Source organism: Sorangium sp. So ce426, assembly GCF_051475585.1.
Classification (GTDB): Bacteria; Myxococcota_A; Polyangia; order Polyangiales; family Polyangiaceae; genus Sorangium; species Sorangium cellulosum_B.
On sequence record NZ_CP150341.1, the window covers coordinates 4,497,639 to 4,518,390 of the forward strand.

10 protein-coding genes are annotated in these 20,752 nt (G+C 71.7%); 3 read left to right on the top strand and 7 right to left on the bottom strand.

The annotated features are described in order from the left end of the window. The first annotated feature begins 262 nt into the window (after positions 1-262). A complete protein-coding gene (locus WMF44_RS16775) occupies positions 263-2,881 on the top strand; it encodes a hypothetical protein (protein WP_437300119.1) in 2,619 nt (872 codons plus the stop codon). 76 nt (positions 2,882-2,957) lie between these two features. Beyond that, on the top strand, positions 2,958-5,936 hold the full coding sequence (locus WMF44_RS16780; protein WP_437300120.1) for a hypothetical protein: 2,979 nt from the start codon (positions 2,958-2,960) through the stop codon (positions 5,934-5,936). A 47-nt stretch (positions 5,937-5,983) separates the two neighbouring features. Here WMF44_RS16780 and WMF44_RS16785 read toward each other — a convergent pair whose 3' ends face one another. The 3 genes from WMF44_RS16785 to WMF44_RS16795 form a co-directional block, all read right to left on the bottom strand. After that, positions 5,984-7,711 carry a glycoside hydrolase family 43 protein gene (locus tag WMF44_RS16785; protein ID WP_437300121.1) on the bottom strand — a complete coding sequence of 576 codons (1,728 nt, stop codon included), beginning with the start codon at positions 7,709-7,711 and terminating at the stop codon, positions 5,984-5,986. 457 nt (positions 7,712-8,168) lie between these two features. After that, positions 8,169-9,767 carry a hypothetical protein gene (locus WMF44_RS16790; protein ID WP_437300122.1) on the bottom strand — a complete coding sequence of 533 codons (1,599 nt, stop codon included), beginning with the start codon at positions 9,765-9,767 and terminating at the stop codon, positions 8,169-8,171. 67 nt (positions 9,768-9,834) lie between these two features. Further along, positions 9,835-10,284, bottom strand: coding sequence for a hypothetical protein (locus WMF44_RS16795; RefSeq protein ID WP_437300123.1), 450 nt, complete (start codon positions 10,282-10,284; stop codon positions 9,835-9,837). Between the two features lie 64 nt (positions 10,285-10,348). Here WMF44_RS16795 and WMF44_RS16800 point away from each other — a divergent pair, with 64 nt between their 5' ends. Beyond that, complete coding sequence (locus tag WMF44_RS16800; protein WP_437300124.1) at positions 10,349-12,460, top strand: hypothetical protein; 2,112 nt, start codon at positions 10,349-10,351, stop codon at positions 12,458-12,460. 63 nt (positions 12,461-12,523) lie between these two features. Here WMF44_RS16800 and WMF44_RS16805 read toward each other — a convergent pair whose 3' ends face one another. The 4 genes from WMF44_RS16805 to WMF44_RS16820 form a co-directional block, all read right to left on the bottom strand. Further along, positions 12,524-13,261, bottom strand: a complete 738-nt coding sequence (locus tag WMF44_RS16805; RefSeq protein WP_437300125.1) for an OmpH family outer membrane protein — start codon at positions 13,259-13,261, stop codon at positions 12,524-12,526. Between the two features lie 33 nt (positions 13,262-13,294). After that, on the bottom strand, positions 13,295-17,422 hold the full coding sequence (locus tag WMF44_RS16810) for a serine/threonine-protein kinase (RefSeq protein ID WP_437300126.1): 4,128 nt from the start codon (positions 17,420-17,422) through the stop codon (positions 13,295-13,297). Between the two features lie 242 nt (positions 17,423-17,664). Beyond that, positions 17,665-18,672 carry a hypothetical protein gene (locus WMF44_RS16815; protein WP_437300127.1) on the bottom strand — a complete coding sequence of 336 codons (1,008 nt, stop codon included), beginning with the start codon at positions 18,670-18,672 and terminating at the stop codon, positions 17,665-17,667. A gap of 416 nt (positions 18,673-19,088) precedes the next feature. Then, complete coding sequence (locus WMF44_RS16820; RefSeq protein WP_437300128.1) at positions 19,089-20,393, bottom strand: PP2C family protein-serine/threonine phosphatase; 1,305 nt, start codon at positions 20,391-20,393, stop codon at positions 19,089-19,091. Between the last annotated feature and the right edge of the window lie 359 nt (positions 20,394-20,752).

Genomic DNA, 20,752 nt, shown 5'->3' on the forward strand with positions numbered 1-20,752 from the left:
CCGTGGCGCACTGGATTCTCCCCATGCGGGCGAATCTCATCTCGAGGCGGGCGTTCCAGGCTCTCGGTCCAGGCTCAAGTCTCTCTGGGAGAACTCGCGACCTGGTGAGCGAACTCTCATTCGAGTTCCCTCGGGCGCTGCAGCAGGCTCGCCGCTCGGTGCTATCGCTATCCATCTCACGCGGCGAGCGCTCGCCAGGGTTGCGTTCATTCCGATCTCGGTCCGCTACGGTACGGCCGAGCCTTCGGTATGGGTTGCTGCGTTGCACGCGCGCCTCGCACAGTTGACCCGGACGGGAGCGTTCGAGCGCGCGCTTGAACCGCGTGTGGCCGATGATATCCGGCCGCTCATCTACTGTGACGAAACCCCGGAGATGCCGCTGCTCATCATCCTCGACGGCGCTGGTGACAATGACGACCCGGCTGTGTGGTCGCGGCTTGAATTGTCTGCGGCGTTCTCCACCGATGTTCGCGTGTGGATTTCGGTCTGCGGTACCGAGAGCGATGATGCGAGATGTACGGCTGCGGAGCGGCGTCGGCTATTGGATCTGGGGAACGAGTGGTCAGAGATTTTGATTGAGGACCTGCATGAGCGCCCAATCGCAGAGCTTCCCGATGACGTCGATTCCGATACGGTGTCCATTCTAGGTGCCGCACGCGGGCCAATAGCGGAGGCAGAGCTTGCCAGAGTTGCTGGTTTCAGCCGGTCGGAGAGTCGAGTGAAGGATACGCTGGAGCGGCTCGGTCCATGGCTTTCCCGCACCGAGGATGGCATAGCGTTCCTGGATAGAGCATGGGGTGAAGATCTCGTCCGCCGCTCGAGCGTCCAGGGGCTTTCCCGTGGACGCGCGTGCATGAATGCCTACGCTCGGGCGACTCTCGATGGTGCCTGTGGAGAGGTTTCTGTCGCTCTTTCTCGAGCAGAGTACGTCGTTCGGTATGGGTCGATTCATCTTGTGCGTCATGGGGCGACCGGTGAAGAGATCGATCGTGTCATCGCCGAACCGATGCGCGCAGCCTGGGAGTCCTTGGACGGTGGTGCGTTTGGCTTTCGTTCGCTCGTCATCGCTGCGTGGCGGCGAAGCCATTCTGCGTTCCTCGAGGCGGTGTCGGAAGCCGAGCGCGTCCGGTGCATGGTGCAGGCGCTGCGGTTGCGAACGATCTTCGAACAGCTGGTCACTTCGCTCGTACATGCACTCCCGGAGACGGTCGCTGGCGCCATCCGTGAGGGGATCTTTCAAGCGGGCGCAGGCATTGAACTGGCCAAGCCGCTCAGCGCAGAGCAGCGGATACGTCTGTGGAAGTCCGTCCGACCTGCGGTGTCGCCAACTGCCGTGGCGTGGCCAGAACCGTTGCTGGGCGAGGCCGAGCGCGCCGTCGCTGAACCGGCGGAGGCCAGCTCGATTCGTTCGTCGGTCGATCGTGGAACAGAGCCCAAGAACCGCGTGCTCTACGAGTTGAAGTGTCGTCGTATGGTCGCGGCGCCCGTCATTGGTTCGCTTCTACGAATCGCGGAGCGCCTGTGCTCTCCAGCGCGAGACGAGGTGCTGCTTCTCGCCGAGCGACGCCTCGCGGGCTTGCGTCAGGAAGATCAGCTGGTGTGGAGTGTCAGGATTGCGCGTCTCTGTCCGGACGAGCGTCGTGTCATATTGCTCAATGAGGTGGATGCTGAGGTGGTGGCCTTGCCGAGGTTGGACGACCGGTTGGACGTATTGGCGGAGCGGCTTCGGGTGAGCTCGGAGGAGGCTGCCAGCATCGTCCATACAGCGATGGGGTGGCTCGCGTCTGCCCATCGGTTCCCCGTGCTGGCAAGTCGATTTCTCCAGTATGTGCCCGAAAGCGAATGGAGACGGATCGATCCTGATGAGGCGCGGGCTCTCGTCCGACGCTGGCAGGGTGACTCGCGCGGGTATCAGGGTAGCGTCGCGCCGCTTCTCGATGGGAATCTCCCGGCTTGGCTCGCTGATGAAGTCCAATGCGGACTTGTTGACTCGGTGAGACGGGTTGAGGGCGCCAGACGGGTCCATGGCGCTTCCGAGTACGCTCCGCATGTCAGTAGGGAACGTCGCGCCGAACTGTCACGCATGTTCTTCTCGGAGCCGCCGGAGGCCTATCGCGGCAGGACCAGCGCCGTCGAGAATTGGGCCGCGCTGGCGACGCTGGAAGAGCTCCGTCGCATCCACCAGGACATCTTGCCACGCGTCGGACCTTGTGATGACAAGGTCTTCGCCGCCCTCTCCCGTCGTGCGGTGGAGCTGGGCGATAGGGAGCTTGCGACCAGCTTCTGCGCCATGATGGAAGGAGACGACGACCGGCATCAAGCCGAAATGGAGGTCGCTCTCGCGCTGGGTTCGCTTTCCGACGTGGAGGGTCTCCTGCGTCCGGACCTGGACGACGAGGAGGCATCTGGAATGCTCGAGCTGGTGGGGGAGGCGCTGAAGAGCCAGGAGGATGCGGTCCGCTTTGCGGAGCTCGTGCGGGGCGCGGCTCGGGCGTCGAACAGGTTGCGCGCGTGGGCGGCCGTGTTCCCGTCGCTCTCCCAGGAGGCGCGGGAGCGGTTGTCCGGGGCCGTCGCCGAGACGGTGAAGGAGACGCTCCGCGAGCGCCCCGAGGAGTCGGATGACGCGCTTTGCAGCATGTTCCCCTGGATGTCGGTGGAGAGCCTGGGCGATGTGTGGGGAGAGCGCGCCTCGCCCGAGAAGTGGCGCTCCACGATCTTCGAGGCCACGCCTCTCTTCACGTACGATCGGGGTTACAGGAACGGCGCGCTCCTGGATACACTGCTCCTGCGTGTGGGAGGTGAGGCCGCCCTCGTGGCCTGGGCCAGGACGCTCGCGGAGCTCGACGAGTGGTTCTCGGAGATCGGACCTTGGCCGGACTGATCGCGCGCGTTCGCGGCGAGACGGCGCTCGTCGGCGGGGGGCCCATGGAGAACCCGACCCGGAGCCAGGACTAGCGATGACAGAAGTCGACGAAGAAGCTGCGATTTCAGCTTTGCTCGGCGGGCTGGAGCGCGCGCCGGACGGGGGCTGGCAGGCCACGCGGGCCCTTCTCGCGTCTCCGGCGGTGGCAGCCTGGCTTCACGGTGACCCCCGTGTTCCCGGCTCGTTCGAGCGGCGCCCGTGGTCAGCGCTGGAGGCGCTCTGGACGAGCTCCCGCCCAGGCGAGCGGGCCTTGCTCAGGGCTCCTGCGTGCTCTGGCACGAGCTCGCTGCTCGGCGCATTCTGTCTTCATCTCACGCGGCGAGGGCTGGCCCGCGTGGCGTTCATCCCGATCTCGGTCCACAGCGGCATGTCGGATCCATCGATATGGGTTACCGCGCTGCATGCGCGGCTCAAAGCGTTGACTTCCAGGAAGGCATCCGAGCGCGCGCTCGCCCCGCGCGTGGCCGATGACATCCGACCGATCCTCGACGGTGATGAGATTCCCGAGATGCCGCTGCTGCTCGTTCTCGACGGTGTCCACGAGAACGATGATCCGGCGGTATGGTCGCGCATCGGATGGTCAGCGGGGCTGCCCGGGAACGTCCGCGTGTGGGTGTCTGCGGAGAACGAGGCCGGTGTCACGGCCGCCCAATGGGGTGAGGTCCTTCATCGGTTGAAGGATTGGTCTAATGTCGTCTTGGAGACGCCGCCGGAGTGCTCCGTCGCGGCGTTGCCTGGTGACGTGGACGCAGATACCGTGTGCGTCTTGAGCGCCGCTAGTGGGCCGATCTCAGAGGCAGAGCTGGTCCAGATCGTGGGAGGCGATCAGGCCGAGGCCCGAGTGTCTGCCACGTTGCGGAAGCTAGAACCATGGCTCTGTCACATAACGCATGGCGCTGCGTTCCGTCATCGAGCTCTCGGGAAAGAGCTTGCTCTGCGCTTGAGCAGCCTGGGCGACGCCCGTGGGCGGGCGCTCTTGACCGGACATGTTCGGGCGACTCTCGATAGCTGTTCCGAAGGGAGCATCGCCCCGGTCGCTCCATCGCGGTACATAATTCGATACGGGGCGATGCACTTCTTGCGACATGATGCCACGGCGGAAGAGCTCGATCGCGTGATCGCCGAGCCGATGCGCGCCGCCTGGGAACCCCTGGATGGCGGTGCGTTCGGCTTTCGTGCGCTCGTCGTCGCCGCGTGGCGGCGAAGCCACGCGGCGTTCTGCGAAGCGACGTCGGAAGCCTCGCGCGGCCCTTGCATGGTGCAGGCGCTGCGGTTGCGAACACTCTTCGAGCAGCTCATCACTTCGTTCGTGCACGCGCTCCCGGACGTGGTTGGCGGTGCCATCCACGAGGGGATCTTTCAACCGGGCGCAGGCATCGAACTCGCCAAGCCGCTGAGCGAGAAAGATAGGCTAAGGCTGTGGCGTGCGGTCCGGCCCGCCGTATCCGAGGCGGATGTGGTATGGCCAACGCCATTGCTGCACGAAGCAGATCGCGCCGTCGCAGGGAACGAGGCCGCCGGCGCGACCGAGACCCCCTCGGCATACGCGCGAGACCGCAGAGGCTTCGTATTGGGCGAGCTGAAATGGCGCCGTGTCGTGAAAGCGCTCGTGATCGGTGCGCTCCGGCGTATCGCCGAGCGGCTGCGCTCCCCCGCGCGGGACGAGGTTCTGCTGCTGGCGGCCAGGCGCCTTGCCGGGCTCCATCCAGAGCGCCGTGCGTCCTGGGCTGCCCTGCTGGCGCCGCTCTACCCCGAGGAGCGCCGTGCCGAGCGACTCGAAGACGTGGACGCGCAGATATCCGCCTTGCCGGAGCTCGGAGATCGCCTTGACGTCTTGACGGAGCGGCTCCTGGAGACCTCGGCTGGAGCGAGCGCGACCGTTCAACGAGCCATGGGATGGCTGCTGTCCTCCGAACGGTTTCCGCTCACAGCGCAGCGCTTTCTCTTTCATGTTCCCGAGAGTGAATGGAACCGGCTCGTTCCCGAGGAGGCCCGAGCGCTCGTCCGTCGCTGGCAAGGCGAATCGCGAGGATCCGCGGATTCGCTCGGGCCGCTCCGCTGCGGGCAGCTGCCTCCGTGGCTCGCGGCCGAGGTGCAGGATGCTCCCCTCGCGGAGGTGAGAGAACGGACGGACGTCTCTGACCGCAACTACGTCGCCTCCGAGCTCGTCTCCTTGGTCACGGGGGACGTCCGAGCGGAGCTGGCGCGCATGTTCTTCTCGGAGCCGCCAGAGGCCTTTCGCGGCGAGGGCCGCGCCATCGAGAACTGGGCGGAATCGGCGACGCTGGAGGAGCTCCGCACCATTCACCAGAAGGTGTTGCCCTGCATGGGCTCTCAGATTGACGACGCGCTCGCGGCGCTCTCCCGTCGTGCAGTGGCGCTGGGCGACAGGGACCTTGCGACCAGCTTTTGCGCCGCGATGGAAGGGGACGACGACCGACATCACGCCGAGCTGCAGATCGCGCTCGCGCTGGGCCCGTTTTCCGAGGTGGAGCGCCTCGTGCGGCCGGACCTGGAAGACGAGGAAGCTTCTGGAATGCTCGAGATGGTAGGGAAGGCGCTGAAGGGCGAGGAGCACGCGGAGCGTTTCGCGGAGCTCGTGCGTGGCGCTGTCCGAGCGTCGAACAGGCTGTCTGCGTGGGCGGCGGTGTTCCCGTCGCTCTCCCTGGAAGCAAGGGAGAGGTTGTCCGCCGTTGTCGCCGACGCGGTGAAGAAGGCGCTCCGCGAGCCCCCCGAGGAGTCGGACCGCTCGCTCTGCAGCATGTTTCCGTGGATGTCGGAGGAGAGCCTGTGCGACGTGTGGCGAGAGCGCGCAGCACCCGAGGCGTGGCGCCCCACGATCGCCGAGATCACGCCGCTTTTCACGTACGATCGACGTTATGACAACGGCGCGTGCCTGGACACGCTCCTCCTGCGCCTGGGAGGTGAAGCCGCCCTCGTGGCCTGGGCCAGGACGCTCGCCGAGCTCGACGACTGGTTCTCGGAGATCGGACCCGGGCCCGAAGAGGGCTGATCGCTCGCGTCCGCGGCGATGTGGCCATCGCCGCCCGGGTTACCGATTCAGCTCGTCACGCCTGGGCCACGCCCCCTCCGGCCGCGCTGCCGGAGCCCCAGGGACGCCGCGAGCAGCGCTGTCAGCGCGAGGGCACCTCCGGATGGAGCGCGGCTCGCCGCGCGACAGCTACAACCGGCTGGATCGCCCGACTGCTCGCCGGAGGTGCCCCCCGACGACGCCTGGGCGGCTGACGTTGAGCTGGGGGACCCTCCACCCGTGGCCGCACCCGTCGAGGGCGCTCCTCCGGAGCCGGAGCCGGAGCCGGAGCCGGGGCCGGAGCTGGAGCTGACGCCGCCGCCGGCGCCGCTGACGCTGCCGTCGCCCCCGCCGCTCGTGCTTCCCCCCGTGCCACCCCCGCCGGCGCCTCCGCCCCCGATGGGCGAGAATTGCCAGAAGTTCACGTTGAAGAGGGTCGACCCATCGCCGGTGAAGACCAGATAGAGATCGTGAACGCCTGTGGCGCCGTCGACCGCGCACGACGTATCGGTCCACGTCTGCCAGCCCCCCGTCGCCCCGACCGCGCAGGTGCCCACGAGCTTGCCGTCGCGCGCGTCCAGGCGGAGCTCGATGCTGCCCCCCTCCGCGCCGCTCGCGACGCGCGCGCGGAAGCTCTCCGCCCCTTCGCCGAAGTCGACCCCGCGGAGGCGCACCCAGTCGCCGCCGCTGATGAACGAGAGGTTCATCCCGCCCTCCTCGCAGGGCTCGGTCTCGATGCCGCGCTGCGCGTTGAAGGTCTCGGCCTCGACGCGCGCGTAGGGGTCGAGGTTCCCGGTCTGCTTGAGCCCGTCCGTCGTGTAGGTCACCGGCACGATGGAGCCGTCGTCCTTGTAGGTGAGCGGCTCGAGCGCGATGTTCCGGCGATAGCCGGTGGGCTCTCCGGCATCGGTGGCGACAGCGCGATTGTGGTAGGCGTGGTACCAGGAGCCGCCATACTCGAAGATCGCCGCATGATTGTTGTTGTTGTTCTTCGGCGGCTGGGGCCCCGCCGTGCCACGGTGGGTGAAGCCGGACATGGGGCTCGTGCTCGTGAGGTAGTCGATCCGCAGGGCGTTGTCAGGGTTCGTCGAGTACGACAGGTAGTAGAGGCCGTTGCGCTTGTGCATCCAGGCGGCCTCGAAGAAGTACGGGACCGTGATCGCGGTGGCCGAGCCCGAGACGCTCACCATGTCGTCATTGAGCTTGATGACGCGCGCGTTCTGCTCGCCGTTGCCGCCGAAGTAGAGGTACGCTTGGCCGTCGTCGTCGATGAAGGCGCCCGGATCGAAGAGCCACATGTTCGGGCCCGAGGCGCCGGGCGTGTTCGAGGTCACCAGGGCGCTGCCCTTCGCGTCCTTGAACGGTCCGGTCGGGCTGTCGCTCGAGGCAACGCCGATACCGTTCCCACTGTTGCCGAAGTACATGTAGATGGTGCCGCCGCGCTCCACGACCGCCGGGGCCCACGAGTAGGTCGCCCAGGAGGCGGCGCGGGGCACGCGCAGCACTTCCCCGTGATCGGTCCAGTTCTTCAGGTCGCTGCTCGAGACCGCCACGATCGAGGCCATCTCGTAGCTGCCGTCCGAGCCGTCTGCCTTGGCGTTGTCGTCGTCGTTCGAGGCGTAGAGGTAGACACGTCCGTCATGCACCAGCGAGGCGGGGTCGGCGAGGTAGCGGTGCGAGGCGATGGGGTAATCGGCCAGCGCGGAGGGGCTCGCGGCGAGCCCGACCGAGGCGAGCGCGACCCCGCAACAAGCCATTCTCGCCAATGTACGTGAGCGACGCATGTTCACCTTACCTGTTGGTCCAGAGCCGTTGATCACGGCCGCTCGGGCGGCCGAGGCCGATTTCTTCATGGTCGAGCAGGGCACGCTGAAGACCGTCCCTCTGTCGTCGCGGTTCGCTGTGTCGATCGCGTGGTCGACGTCGCCGCCGTCTCCGCCGGTGGCGACGGCGCCGTCTGCCGCAGTTCCGCCGTCCGCGAATTTCGCTCCCGTCGAGGGATCGGAGGCGGCTCTGCCCATGGCACCGCTTCGCCCGCGAATTCCTGCAGGCGAGGTCACGAGCGCAGGCTGTTCAGGGCGAAGCAAAAGGATGCCCCGGGACCGCACTGTGAACGTTCACATGGCGGATGTCAATCAAAATAGACCCGCGCGGCGAGCCTCGACACCTCTCGACGCCAGCGCTGAACGGCGCCCGACTCGAGCGCTGGTGTCGTCAGCTCCGCGCGCTCTGGCCGAGGAGCGCCTGCCACTGCGCCTTGAGCGCCGGATCGGACTCGAAGCGTTCGTGCCAACTCCTGTGGAGCGCGATCCAGCTCTGTGGGGTCAACCCATAGTGGCTCTGGATCTGCGGGATGTGATTCGGATGGTCGCGCATGTCGGCGCACAGGCGCGCGTACCGCGCGAGGGAGATCCGCTCCACGCGGCGCATCATCTCGTCGTCGTCCGCGCCGGCGTGCGGTTGCGCGGCGGGCTCCGTGGGCATGGGGCTCGCGGGCGGCTCGACGGCGCCTGGCTGAAGGAAGGGCAGGGCCCAGCTCCCCGTCGGGATCTGGGGCGGCTGCGGAGCGATCTCTCCCCTGGCGGGCCGCGCCGGCGCGGGCGATTGGCCCGGACGAGCGAAGGGCAGCGCTTTGTCGGCGGGCGGCGAGGGGGTCGGTCGCGAGAACGGCAAGGCGTTATCGGCCGGCGGCGAGGAGGACGGTCGCGAGAAGGGCAGGGGGTTGCCGGCGGGCGGCGAGGAGGACGGCCGCGAGAAGGGCAACGGATTGGCGGCCGGCGGCGAGGAGGCCGGTTGAGAGAAGGGCAAGGGATTGGCGGCCGGCGGCGAGGAGGCCGGTTGAGAGAAGGGCAAGGGATTGGCGGCCGGCGGCGAGGAGGCCGGGCGAGAGAAGGGCAGAGCGGCGTCGAGCGGGGGTAGAGGGGCCGTGCCGGAGAAGGGCAGAGCGGCGTCGAGCGGGGGTAGAGGGGCCGTGCCGGAGAAGGGCAAGGCTCTGTCGGCCGCCTGCGCGCCGACCGTGCCGATGCTCGTCGTCTCCATCTCCGGGCCGTCTGCCGGTGACGTCGCTGTCCCCTCGACCGCGGGCGCGTTCGACACGTCCTGGCGGAATGGCAGCGCATCCCGGCGCGGGAGAGACGTCGTGCCGAGGAGCGTCATGCGGGCTCGCGGTGCCGTGGACGGCCGCTCCAGGCTCGGCATGGGCAGTGACGACGGCACGGCCGGCAGCAGCGACGGCGACGGCACGGCTGGCGGTAACGGCGGAGGCTGCACGACCCCGGGCGGCGGCAACGGCGAAGGCTGCACGACCCCGGGCGGCGGCAACGGCGAAGGCTGCACGACCCCGGGCGGTGGCAACGGCGAAGGCTGCACGACCCCGGCCGGCGGCGCCGCTGCGTTCAGCCTGGCCCAGGGAGATCGCGCAGCCCCCTCGTCGCTCACGCCCGCGGCAGGCGGCGGCGTCGCCCCATCCCGAGGCGCCCCCTGCAGCGGGGCGATGCGCGCAGCGGGCGCGACCGGCATCGGCCCTTCCAGCTTCCTGCGCGCGCCACGCGCCTTCTCCTCGGCGCGGCGCTTCTGCGCGGCGACGAGCTCCAGGTACCGGCGGCTCGATCGCAGCTGCCCGCGCGCGGCCTGCGCGGCGAGCCTGGACATCCACCGCTCCCGCTCCGCCTCCCACGCCGCGGCAGAGAGCCCCGCGTCCGCGAGCACCTCGTCGCGCGGCAGGCCCGCCTCGAGGGCCCCGGCCACGGCGGCGAGCTCCTCGAGCCGGATCGATCGGACCTCCTCGTCGCGCTCCACCATGTCCACGAACATACCCCCTCGTCGCCGTCGGGCGGCGCGCTGCGGCGGCCCGGCCGATGTCGCCCCGCGGCCGTCCCGGTTACCTCATCGCCCGCTGAAACCGCGCCATGAGCGCCTCGTCCTCGAGCATCGCCGCGGTCCATCGCTGCTGCGCGCTCAGGTAGTCCTCGAGCGTCAGGTCCAGGCGGCTCAGCACCGTCGCCATGTCGGTGCCCCGCTTCAACCCGCGCGCGGCCTCGAGGAAGCGCTCGAACGACAGCTCGCTCTTCGCCCGGGCGCGCTGCACCCTCGCGAACGTCTCGGCGAAGGCGACGACGAGCGGCGGCACGCCCACCTCCTCGCCGTCGTCGTCCGCCTCGGAGAGCCGCGCCTGCCAGGCGTCGTCGAGCGCCTCCCAGCCAGCCTCGTCGAGCCCGTGCGCCGCGAGGAGCGCCGCGCGGTCGGCGCTCGGGTCCGCAAGCTGGGCGGCCAGCGTCGCGTACACCTCGACGTCGTCGACGTTCTGCGCGCCCTGCGGAGGATCCTTCATCGTCCGGGCAGGCTACCTCAGCGCGCGTCTTGGGGCCTCCTTCGCGCAGGTGTATTCATGGCGCGTGTCCTTCTCCTACCTGCCCTTCGTCGCGCCCGGCGGTCAGCAGGGGCAGCCCTCCGCGCCCGCCGGCGCGGACGTGCTCGCCCACGACAAGCTCGAGAACGCGCACGCCGCGCTCCGCCGCGCAGCGCTGTCGCTCGAGCACGACGTCGAGCCGGTGACCGATCTGACCGGGCCCGCGCGCGCCCTGGAGCGGGCCCTCGGCGCGATCTACGACGCCTTCGACGGCCGCGCCGAACCCCTCGGCGCTGTGCGTGCCGCGCTGGCGGAGACCGACGACATCGCCGCTCGGATCGAGCAGGCGATCGGGCTCGACGCGGGCTTCGCGGCGGTGGACGAGCTGCTCCGGAGCGCGCGCGGCTGGCTCGAGCAAGCCGCGGCGCGGCTCGCGCTCGTGCCGCCGGCGCCGCCGCTCGACCTGCCGCCGATCCTGGCGAGCCGCGACCGGCCGCGGCTGCACGCGATCCAGCGGGCGTCGCTCGCGCCGCTCCTCAAGGTCCCGGAGCCGCCCCCGGCCGAGCTCGTCGCGAAGCCCCCGCCGCCGATCCCGCGGCCGCGGACGTTCGAGGAGCTCAAGGCCGCCGTCGAGGCGCTGAAGCAGCAGGCGCCCGCGCCCGGCGCGCTCCCCGCGGCGGCGGAGGTGCGGCCGCCCGCGGCGCGGCCGGACGAGGGAGCCGCGCGCCCCGTGCCGCCGGGCTTCGCGCCCGAGATCGGCGACGCGCTCGACGATCTCGCCTTCCTCCGCGCCCGCGCCCGCGAGTGCTTCGAGGAGGTCGCGATGGTCGGCATGCAGCGGGCGCCGCTGCTCGGCGATCCGTTCCGTGGCGCGCTGATCCTCGAGCGGCGCATGCTCGCGGCCATCGACGTGATCGCGGCGATCGGGGCGCCGGCGCTCGAGCACGTGCCGCGGCTCGTGGCCGACGCGCCAGTGAAGGACGCGAGCGTCGCGTTCGCGAGCGCGATGGTGCTCGGCTGCTTCGCCGGCCGCGACGCGCTCGCCGCGGCCGAGCTCGCGCTGCTCCGGAGCGGCAAGGACAGGGCGTTCATCGACGCGCTCGGCGCCGCCTTGAAGCTGGTCCCGCACGAGCTCCTGCCGCTCGCGCTCCGCGGCCTGCTCCGCGAGCCCGAGCCGCTGGTCCGCGCGATGGCGATCGACGTCCTCGCCTACCGCGGCTTCGCGACCGAGGACGAGCTCGTCGCGGCGGCGTCGGACGACGAGGCCGCCGTGGCGGCGTGCGCGCTCCACCACCTCGGCTGCACGCCGTGCCCCCGCTTGCCCGAGCTGATCCAGCGGGCGCTCGCGTCCACCGCGGCGCCGGACCCGGCGCTGCGCGAGGCCGCCTGGACGGCCATGGCGCTCTCGGATCACCCGCACGCCCCGCTCGCGCTGCGCGGCGCGCTGGAGGAGGCCGACGGCGCGGACGCCGCGGCGCTCCTGCTCGCGCTCGCAGGCGACGACGCCGACGCGCGGCTGCTCGCCTCGCGCGCCGCCGAGGCGCCGCGCCGCGGCCTGATCTTCGCCGTGGGCTGGACCGGCGCGGCCGCCGCGGTGCCGCTGCTCATCGACCTGCTCGAGCGCGACGTCGATGGGGACGTGAAGCTCGCCGCGGCCTACGCGCTGGAGCGGATCACCGGCGCGGGGATGTGGGAGGAGGTCGCGGTGGAGGACGAGGAGATCTTCGTCGCCGATCCGCCCGAGCCCGACGTGGGCGAGCCTCGCGAGCTCAAGCTCGCGCAGCTGGTCAGCGATCCCAACGACCTGCCCGAGGCGCCGGCGCCAGAGATGGAGGAGCAGCCCACGGTGGACGCCGCGCGCTGGCGGGCCTTCTGGCGCGAGCGCTGCCAGGGCTGGGACATGACCGCGCGCTACCGCCGCGGGCGCCCCTACACGCCCGACGTGGTGCTCGACGAGCTGGATACGGGGCGGGTCACCCCGGGCGAGCGCCGGCTGCTCCAGCGCGAGCTGATCGTCCGCACCGGGCACTTCGTGCGCTTCGATCCGCACGACTTCGTGGTGGCGCAGGAGGAGGCGATCCAGGCCTGGCGGCCGATCGCGGCGCGCGCCTCCGGCGCCCCGGGCCGCTGGACGCGGCCCCGCCGGCGCGCAGGGTAAACGGCGCGCGGACGTCGGCGCGCGCGAGCCACGAGCGCCCCTCGAGCGACGTACGCTGCGCGGCTACTTCCTGGCGGGCGCGGCCGGCTTCGCCGGGGCGGCGGGCGGCGCGCCCTTCGCGGGCGGCGCGCCCTTCGCGGGCGGCGCCTCTCCGGCCTGCCCGCTGTTGTACATCTGGATCGCGCGATCGGTGAGCTCGAGATCGGCGCGGTAGTAGGGAACGGCCGACTTGTCGAGGATGAGGTCGTAACCCTCCTGCGCCGCAAGGCGCCGGAGGAGGCCGAGCACCTTCTGCAGCATCGGCGTCGTGAGCTCGCTCTCCTTGCGCTGCATCTCGCGCTGGGCGTCGAGCGTCGTCGCCTGGAACTCGGCGGCCTGGCGCTGCCAGGTCTCGAACCTGCGCTGGAGGACGTCCTTCGGCGTCTTGCCCGTCTGGGCCTCCTTGTCGAGCTTGTCCCGCTCGTCGTCGAGCGCGCGGCGCTTCGTGTCGAGCTCCACCTGGCGGCTGTCGAACAGCTTCTTGAGCGTCGCCTGGACGCGGAGCCCTTCCTCGGTCTCCAGCATGGCGCGGCGCACGTCGACGACCGCGATCTTCGACTGCGCGGCCGCGGGCGCGGGCGACAGCAGCGCCGCGCCGCCGAGCGCCGCGGCCGCGAGCAGCGGCAGGACGCGCGCCCTGAGCCACCGGCCCGAGGTCGGGCGGGCTGCCAGCGCAGCACCCTGGCTCGCGCCGGCCGGGCGCGCAGGGGTGGAGAACGTGGAACAGCGCGCGACGAGCCGCTCAGGAGCGTTGTTTCGCATCGCGGATGGCCTTAGCTACCCGGCCACCCAACGTCAAGAACGTGGCGCGCCCTTCTCGTGCGCCGCCGCCGCCGCGCCCTCCGGGTGCGCTTCCTTGCTCTGCGCAGCGCTCGCGCTCCGGTGCGCCGCCGGATCGTTGTTGCTCGGCGCCTCGGCGCGCTCCTTCCGTCCCACGGCGCCGGCGGTCTTCGCGACCTTGCTCCGCGACGGCGCCCCGGCGGCCCGCTGGGCGGACGGGTCCGCCGCGTGCGGCGGCCGCGGCGTCGAGGGCAGCGACCGGCCGAGGCGCTCTCGAGCGAGGGCGATCAGTCGCCCGACGTCGTCGTTCCCCCGGAGGAACGCGTCGCGCTGGCGGGGATCCCGCAGGGCCTCGACGCGCGCGGCCAGGGCGGAGAACGCGGCGTCGAGCGCGGCGTTCGCCTCGCGCTCGTCCCCGATCGCGAGGAGGGCCTCGACGAGCGTGACGCGGATCGCGTCGCTCCACTCCTCGATGGGCCCACCCGCGAGGTGGCGCGAGGCCTCGCGCGCCGCGTCGACCGCGGCCCTGAGCTCGCGGCGCGCCAACTGGACGCGCGCCATCGCGAAGCTCGCCATCGCCTGCAGCGCGGCCGCGTGGTGCGCCGCCTCCTCGCAGAGCCAGCGCGCGACGGCGTGGGCGGTCGCGTGGTCGCCGGGGGCGCCGCGCCAGACGAGGAAGAGCGCCTCGTACAGCCGGCCGGCGAACCTGAGGCGGGAGATCTGGCACGCGTCGGCGATCGCGCTCGCCTGGCGCTCGAGCGCGACGCCCTCCTCGATGTTGCCGAGCCGCGCGTACGACATCCCGAGGTTATGGAGCGCGAACCCCTCGATCGCCCGGAGCTTCCGGCTCCGCGCGTCGAGCAGCGCGCGCTCGAGCAGCGCCTGCGCCTCCTCGAACAGGCCGAGCTGGTTCAGCGCCGAGCCGGTGTTCAGGCGGGCCCTCGCCGCGATGACGGCGTCGCCGGCCGCGTCGGCGTCCGCGACGAGCGACGCGCCCAGAGAGGCCGCGGCGGCCAGGTCGCCGGCGTGCATCAGCGCGGCCAGGTGGGCCTCCCGGGCGTGGAGGAGCGCGCCGGCCGAGCCGCTCCCGCGCGCGGCCTCCATCGCCGCGTGCGCGGCGCGGAGCGCCTCGGCGGGCCGGCCCAGCGCCGCGAGGGCGCGGACGCGCGACGCGAGGAGCTCCGCGCGGATCGACGGCGAGAGCGCCGCCGCGAACTGCGGAGAGAGCGCGGACGCGGCGCGCGCGTCGCCCTCGGCGCCCTGGCCCGCCTCGATCATGCAGGTCGCCGCGACGACCTGCGCCTCGCCCCACAGATCCGAGCCGGGCAGCGCGAGGCGCGACGCCTGCTCCGCGGCGTCGAGCGCCTCGTCGAGGCGGCCGAGGAGCTCGAGGATCTCCGCCCGGCGGACCAGGAGCGCGGCGCGCGTGGTCCCCTCGGCCCCGCAGGCGAGCCCGCGCGTCGCGAGCTCGAGCGCCTCGTCGAGCTCCGCGCCGCTCGCCGCCGGGTCCCGCGTCGCGCGCGCGTAGAGCAGCGCCGCCCGCGCCTTGTCGCCGCCCGCCTCGGCGTGGCGCGCGATGAGCCCCGGATCGACGCCCGCGGACTCGAGCCAGGCGGCCGCGGCGAGGTGGAGCGCGGCGCGGTCTTCCTCGAGGATCGACGCGTACGCCGCGTCGCGCACGACCGCCTGCCGGAACGTCCACTGCACCTGCCCCGGGACCCGCGGCTCCAGCTGGCGCGCGATCATCTCGCCCGCCTCCAGCTCGGCGAGCTCCGCGCCCACGGCGCGCTCGAGCAGCGCCGCGACGCCCGCCGTCCAGAAGACCTGGCCGAAGACGGACGCGGCGCGCAGCGCCCCGCGCACCCCGCTCGACATGCGATCGACGCGGGCCTGCACCAGGGCCTGCACGCCGAGCGGCACGCCGTCGCGCCCCTCCGCGGCGGACCGGATGAGCTCCTCCAGGAAGAGCCCGTAGCCGCCGGCGCGCTGGACGATGGCGCCGCGCGCGGCCGGGTCGGCCTGCGGGAGGGCGCTCGCCGCGAGCCGATCCGCGGCCTCCGGGGACAGCGGCGGGAGCGTCACGCGGGTCACGTCGCGGTGCTCCCACAGCGACGGGAACCGGGCGGAGAGCTCGGGCCGCGCGAACGCGAAGACCCCGAAGCGGAGATCGGCGCAGCCGAGCAGCCAGTCGACGAGCTCGACCGTCGCGCTGTCGGCCCAGTGCATGTCCTCGATGACGAGGATCTGCGGCGTGGTCTCGGACTTCGAGCGGAAGAACGCCTCCACGGCCATCCGCGTGCGCGATTCCATGAGCTGCGGGCTCTCGCGGGCCGCGCGCAGCGGCTCGTTGCCCTCGTCGGGGAAGGGCACGCCGGCGAGCTCCCCGATGAAGCCGGCGAGGAAGCGGAGCGGGCGGGCCAGGCGCATCGCCACGTGGGCGCTCACCTTCTGCACCTGGTCCTCGAGGCGCTCGCCGTCGCGGATGCCCATGAGCGCGCGCAGGGCGCGGCCCAGCGTCGTGAGGCCAGCGCCCTGGCTCATCGCGTCGCCGCGGCAGAGCAGGATGATCGGCGCGTGCGGCGCCGTCTCGAGGTGCTGGATCAGCTCGGCGCGGACGCGGCTCTTGCCGATGCCGGCGGGGCCCGTCACGAGCGCCGCGCGCGGCGCGCCGTCCCCGGCGATCGCGCTGAAGATGCCCTGGAGCCTCGCGAGCTCGTGCTCGCGCCCGAGGGGCGCCGTGGGGAGCCCGGCGGGCTTGCGCGCGTCGAAGCCGGCCGCGTCCTCGTGGACGATCACGCCGCCGCGCGCGTCCTCCTGGACCACGAACCGCCCCTCCAGCGCGGCGATCGCGTGGGCGTCGATCCGGACCGCGCCGGGCGCCGCGTACTCCAGCTGCTGCGCCGCGCGATCGAGCGCCTCGCCGGCGAGGCTCGCCCTGCCGCGGACGGCGTGCCCGACCGCGACCGAGGCCCGCGCGCCCGGCGTCGATCGGGCCACGGTCAGCGCCGCCCGCGCGGCGCGCGCCGCCTCGTCGCCCCGCGAGCGCTCCACCCCGAGCGCCGCGGCGAGCCTCCCGTCGGGGAGCGGCTCGAACCGCGGGTCGTCGCCGAGGACCTCGCGGAGCGCGGCGTCCACCGCGGGGCGGAGCGGGCCGGCGCCCAGCTCGAAGAGCGCGCAGGCGATCACGCGCCGCTCGCCGTTGGCGAGCCGCACCTGCGGCCGCTCGTCGCCCGGCCCGGCGGGCCTCGGCATCATCTCCTGGGCGGCCGCGCGCCGGACGATCGAGGCGGACCTGTCGGTCGCGGGGGGATCGTTGCTCAGCTCCCCGACCCGCGCGAGCGCGCGCGCCAGCTCGCCGCCGTTCTCGTACCGCTGCTCGCGATCGCGGGCGATGGCGCGCGCGAGCACCTCGTCGAGGGCCTCGGGCACGTCGAAGCGGATCTGCTGCGAGCGCGGGGGATCCTCGACAACGAGGCGGCTGAGCAGGGCGATCGCGTTCTCGGTCTCGAACACGTTCCTGCCCGTGACCAGGCGGAACAGGACGGCGCCCAGCGAGTACACGTCGGCCCGCGCGTCGACCGCCTCGCCGCGCGCCTGCTCGGGCGCCATGAAATGCGGGGTGCCGATGATCGTGCCGCGCTCGGTGGGGCAGTCGTCCGGGACCGCGAGCTTCACGACGCCGAAGTCGATCAGCTTGATCGCGGTGCCCTTGCCGCGGACGAGGAAGATGTTGGAGAGCTTGAGGTCGCGGTGGACGACGCCGCGGGCGTGGATGGCGGCCATCGCGGCGGCGCTGCGCCGGACGACCTCCACCGAGTCGCGCAGGCCGAGCGGCGCGCGCCGCTGGCGCTGCCCTAGATCCTCGCCGTCCAGCCACTCCATCGCGAAGAAGAGGCGCCCGTCGAGCCAGGTGCCGTGCGCGACGTACTGGACGATGTTGGGGTGCCGCAGATCGGCGAGGATCGAGATCTCGCGCGCGAAGCGGGCGCGCTCCTGGGGCGACGCGGCGGCGCGCAGGATCTTGAGCGCGACCGGGGTGCCGGTGGTCTGATCCGTGCCCTTGAAAATATCACCCATGCCGCCGCTTCGGCTGCGGGCTTCGATCATGAAGCGGTCGGTCGGGTCGGTGAACTCCGGGAGCACCGTCCGGATAGGCTACGCGAACCTCGCGTCTTCATGCCAGCGAGAAGGCGCCCCGCGCGGCGCGGAGCGCCGGCGGGCGACCTGGGCCGAAGCCCGAATCGCGCGCCATCGTCGTGCTGCTCCGCGGCGTAGCGCCGCCATGACCGGCGCGATCGGGACACGGCGCTCGAAAATTCCAGCCAGCATCCGCGCCGTCGCGCCGTCCGCACCACCCTCCTGCCCGCGCGGAGCCCTCCGTGCGCTCAGAACCCCGCGAGCAGCCCGGCGCCGAGGGAAGCGCTCGGACGCAGAGGTCTGAGCGCGTCGGCGAGCGGGTGGTCGACGAGCCCGAGCGCGGCGAGGACCTCGGCGTGGGTATAGAACGAGAGCGTGTCGCTGAGCGCGAGCTCGATCCCGCCGCGGAGCCCGAGGCCCATGAACAGCAGGGACTCGTCGGTGGCGGGGGCGTCCTGATCGCTGACCTGCGCAACGCCCATCTCGAAGAGAGCGCATGTGACGAGCAGGTCGACCGTGTGAAGGCACGGAGCGAAGGCGCCGCTCCTGTACGTGCGCGGGTACGGCGATCGCGCTGTCGTGCTCCCGCCGGGGCTCGGGGCGTCCGGACTCGACACCTCGCCGTGTCCGACCGTGCTCGGCCTCGAGACGGCGAACGTGCCCCGGCTCTCCAGCGAGAAGGAGAGGCTCTGTGACCAGCGAAGCCTGACGAGCAAGGAGGCGCCGCCGAACAGCCCCTCGGGCACCCCGAGCCCCGCTATCGCGCCCACGCCCATCCGCGCCGAGCTCCATGGCTCGCCGGGCCTGCTCGCGGGCTCCGGGCGCGCCGGCGCGATCTCCGGGCGAGGCGGCGCGGCGGGCGCTCGCTCGTCGCTCGCGAACGGCGTCAGCGCGAAGGCGATCGCGACCGCGACGGTATCGGTGAGCTGCTCGCAGGCGCCGTCTCCGTGGGAGACGTCGAAGCCTCGGCCGGAGACCTGCCCGTCGGCGTTCCGGTAGGTCGTCGTCGCGACGACGTGGGCGCCGTGAGGCCTGATCGCGACCTCGACCTCCTCGGTCGCGTCCTCGCGGAAAGGGTCGTACCCGACGCGCAGCCGGATCCGCTCGCGCAGCGCGCGCTCTCCAGGGCACGAGGCCGCTTGCGCATCCTCGCTGTAGCGCAGCCGCAGCGCGCGGCGTGCCGGCTCCGCCGCGCGCGATGGCGCGCTGAGCAGCAGAGAGGCGAAGACGATCATGCAGAGAAAGGAGCGTGCCATATCCCCGGTCAGCGGCTCCGCTGGACGAGCCATCCGTGGCCGCCATGAAGCGCTCTCGAGGCAAAGCACGTCAAGAGCTCACGTCGGTTCTCTTCGCGATCTCGGCTGGCTTCAATTGACGTGAGAATCGAAGCTCGTGAATGGTAATGGCCTCCAAATCACGATTGTGCGTGAGCGGGATCCGGATCCGTGACGAGCGTGACCACTCGCCCGTATGCACGCAGGCAGCTGACCGGCGCGGACCATGAGAATCCGTTGGGGTTCGAGGCAATGCAGACACGCTGTCTGCAATGGCCTGCGCGCGGCGGGCATGCTCCGCCGGCCGCGCGGACCTCTCGGTCAGCGCCGTGCGCGGTCGATCTCGCTGGAGGGGGGGAGGGGGCGAGAGGGCGAGGGGGGAAGGGGACGGCGAGCGGTCAACCAGCGCTGGCGCCGGCGCTGGCGCCAGCGCGCGAGGCGAGCCGCGCGAGGTCCTTGGGATCGCTGACGCGGACGAGGATGACGGTGATGTTGTCCCGCCCGCCGCCGGCGTTCGCCTTCTCGATGAGCGCCTGCGACGCCTTCTCGGGATCGGGCTCGGCGAGCAGGATGTCGCGGATCGCCTCGTGGGTCGTCATCTTCGACAGGCCGTCGGAGCAGAGGAGGTAGACGTCGCCGGGGTGGGGCCGGGCGATGATCAGATCGACCTTGACTGCGGGGGAGATCCCGATCGCCCGGCTCAGGTGGTTCGCCATCGGCCCGGTGATCCCCGCGGCGCCCATCGTGTGATCGGTGGTGAGCTGCGTCAGCTCGTTGTCGCGCAGGCGATAACAGCGGCTGTCGCCCACGTGGCCGATGTAGAGGCGCTGCTTGTTGGGCGAGAACCGCGCGCTCACGAGGGTCGTTCCCATGCCCGTGAGGCTCCGCTCGGCGTGGGCCCGCTCGTAGATCGCCTGGTTCGCTTGCTGGATCGCGACCGCGAGCTCGCTGCCGCGACGCGGGACGTCGGGGTAGGGGCTCTCCGCGTCGCTGTCCACGAACGACTGATCCTTGAACGCGCGCGCGATCGTGTCGACCGCGAGGCGGCTGGCGACGTCGCCGCCGGCGTGGCCGCCCATGCCGTCCGCCACGGCGAACAGGTAGTGCTCGTCCAGGCAGAGGTAGCAGTCCTCGTTCTTCTTGCGCTTCTGACCGGGGTCTGTCTGGCCGACGGCGCTGATGAGCAGGAGCGGCGACGAGCTGGTCGGCTCGTCGACGGCGGCCTCGTCGTCGTAGATGATGGGGACGGCGGACGGCTCCTCGCGCTCGTGCCCGTCGTCGTCATCATCATCGTCGTCGTCGCCGCCGTACGACGGGACGCTCGCGCGCTTGATCGTGCTCTGCAGCACCTCCGGCGGCGCCAGCGTGATCAGCGTGAGGTCGTCGTCATCGTCGTCGAACGCGTCGTCGTCGTCGCAGCGCGACGGGCCGTTCGAGCGCTTCCAGTCGGCGCTCGAGACCCGCTCGGTGCGGCCGTGACCTCCCGCGGTCTTCGCGTGGGCGCTCTCGCTCGCGGGCGCGCCGCCCCGCAGCCCTGCTGCGCCTGGCCTCGTCGTTGAATCTTCGAGATCTCCCTCCCCCTCGTCGAGGGCTTGGGCTCCTGGGCCCCCCTGCGTCAGCGCCGTCGCCGCGCGAGGGCGGGTCCGGTCGCCGTTGTTCGAGCGAAAATACCAATAGATCAGCCCAAGAAGGGCGATTCCCATGACAAGGGCGGCTGCGAGATCGGCCATGTCCCGGCGACCAACGTAGCAAAGGCGCGCCGCGTCTCCGAGATCAACGTGCAGGGGGACGGACGACGGCGATCGATCCTGGTCGACCTTGACCTGCGGAGCTCACACTGCTGCAGGGGCGCACCTTGGGCACCACCCGGCGCAGGGAGCGCCACCTCACCCTGCCGCAGGGCTCGCCACCCCGTGACGGGCGACCGCTGCAGAGCGCTTCGCCCAGAGAAGCGCGCCTCGCCAGGGAGAGGCTGCGCCTGGCGGGCGGTGCGCGCTCACCCGGGGCAGGCCGTGCGGGCGTGCTGCGCTGCGGCAGGTGCGCGCGAGAGACGAGGGCCTTC

Bases quoted from the DNA above. Each gene is read 5' to 3' on its own strand.
- WMF44_RS16780 (WP_437300120.1), top strand. From the start codon at position 2,958: ATGACAGAAGTCGACGAAGAAGCTGCGATTTCAGCTTTGCTCGGCGGG.
- WMF44_RS16785 (WP_437300121.1), bottom strand. From the start codon at position 7,711: ATGGCTTGTTGCGGGGTCGCGCTCGCCTCGGTCGGGCTCGCCGCGAGC.
- WMF44_RS16790 (WP_437300122.1), bottom strand. From the start codon at position 9,767: ATGTTCGTGGACATGGTGGAGCGCGACGAGGAGGTCCGATCGATCCGG.
- WMF44_RS16795 (WP_437300123.1), bottom strand. From the start codon at position 10,284: ATGAAGGATCCTCCGCAGGGCGCGCAGAACGTCGACGACGTCGAGGTG.
- WMF44_RS16805 (WP_437300125.1), bottom strand. From the start codon at position 13,261: ATGCGAAACAACGCTCCTGAGCGGCTCGTCGCGCGCTGTTCCACGTTC.
- WMF44_RS16815 (WP_437300127.1), bottom strand. From the start codon at position 18,672: ATGGCACGCTCCTTTCTCTGCATGATCGTCTTCGCCTCTCTGCTGCTC.
- WMF44_RS16820 (WP_437300128.1), bottom strand. From the start codon at position 20,393: ATGGGAATCGCCCTTCTTGGGCTGATCTATTGGTATTTTCGCTCGAAC.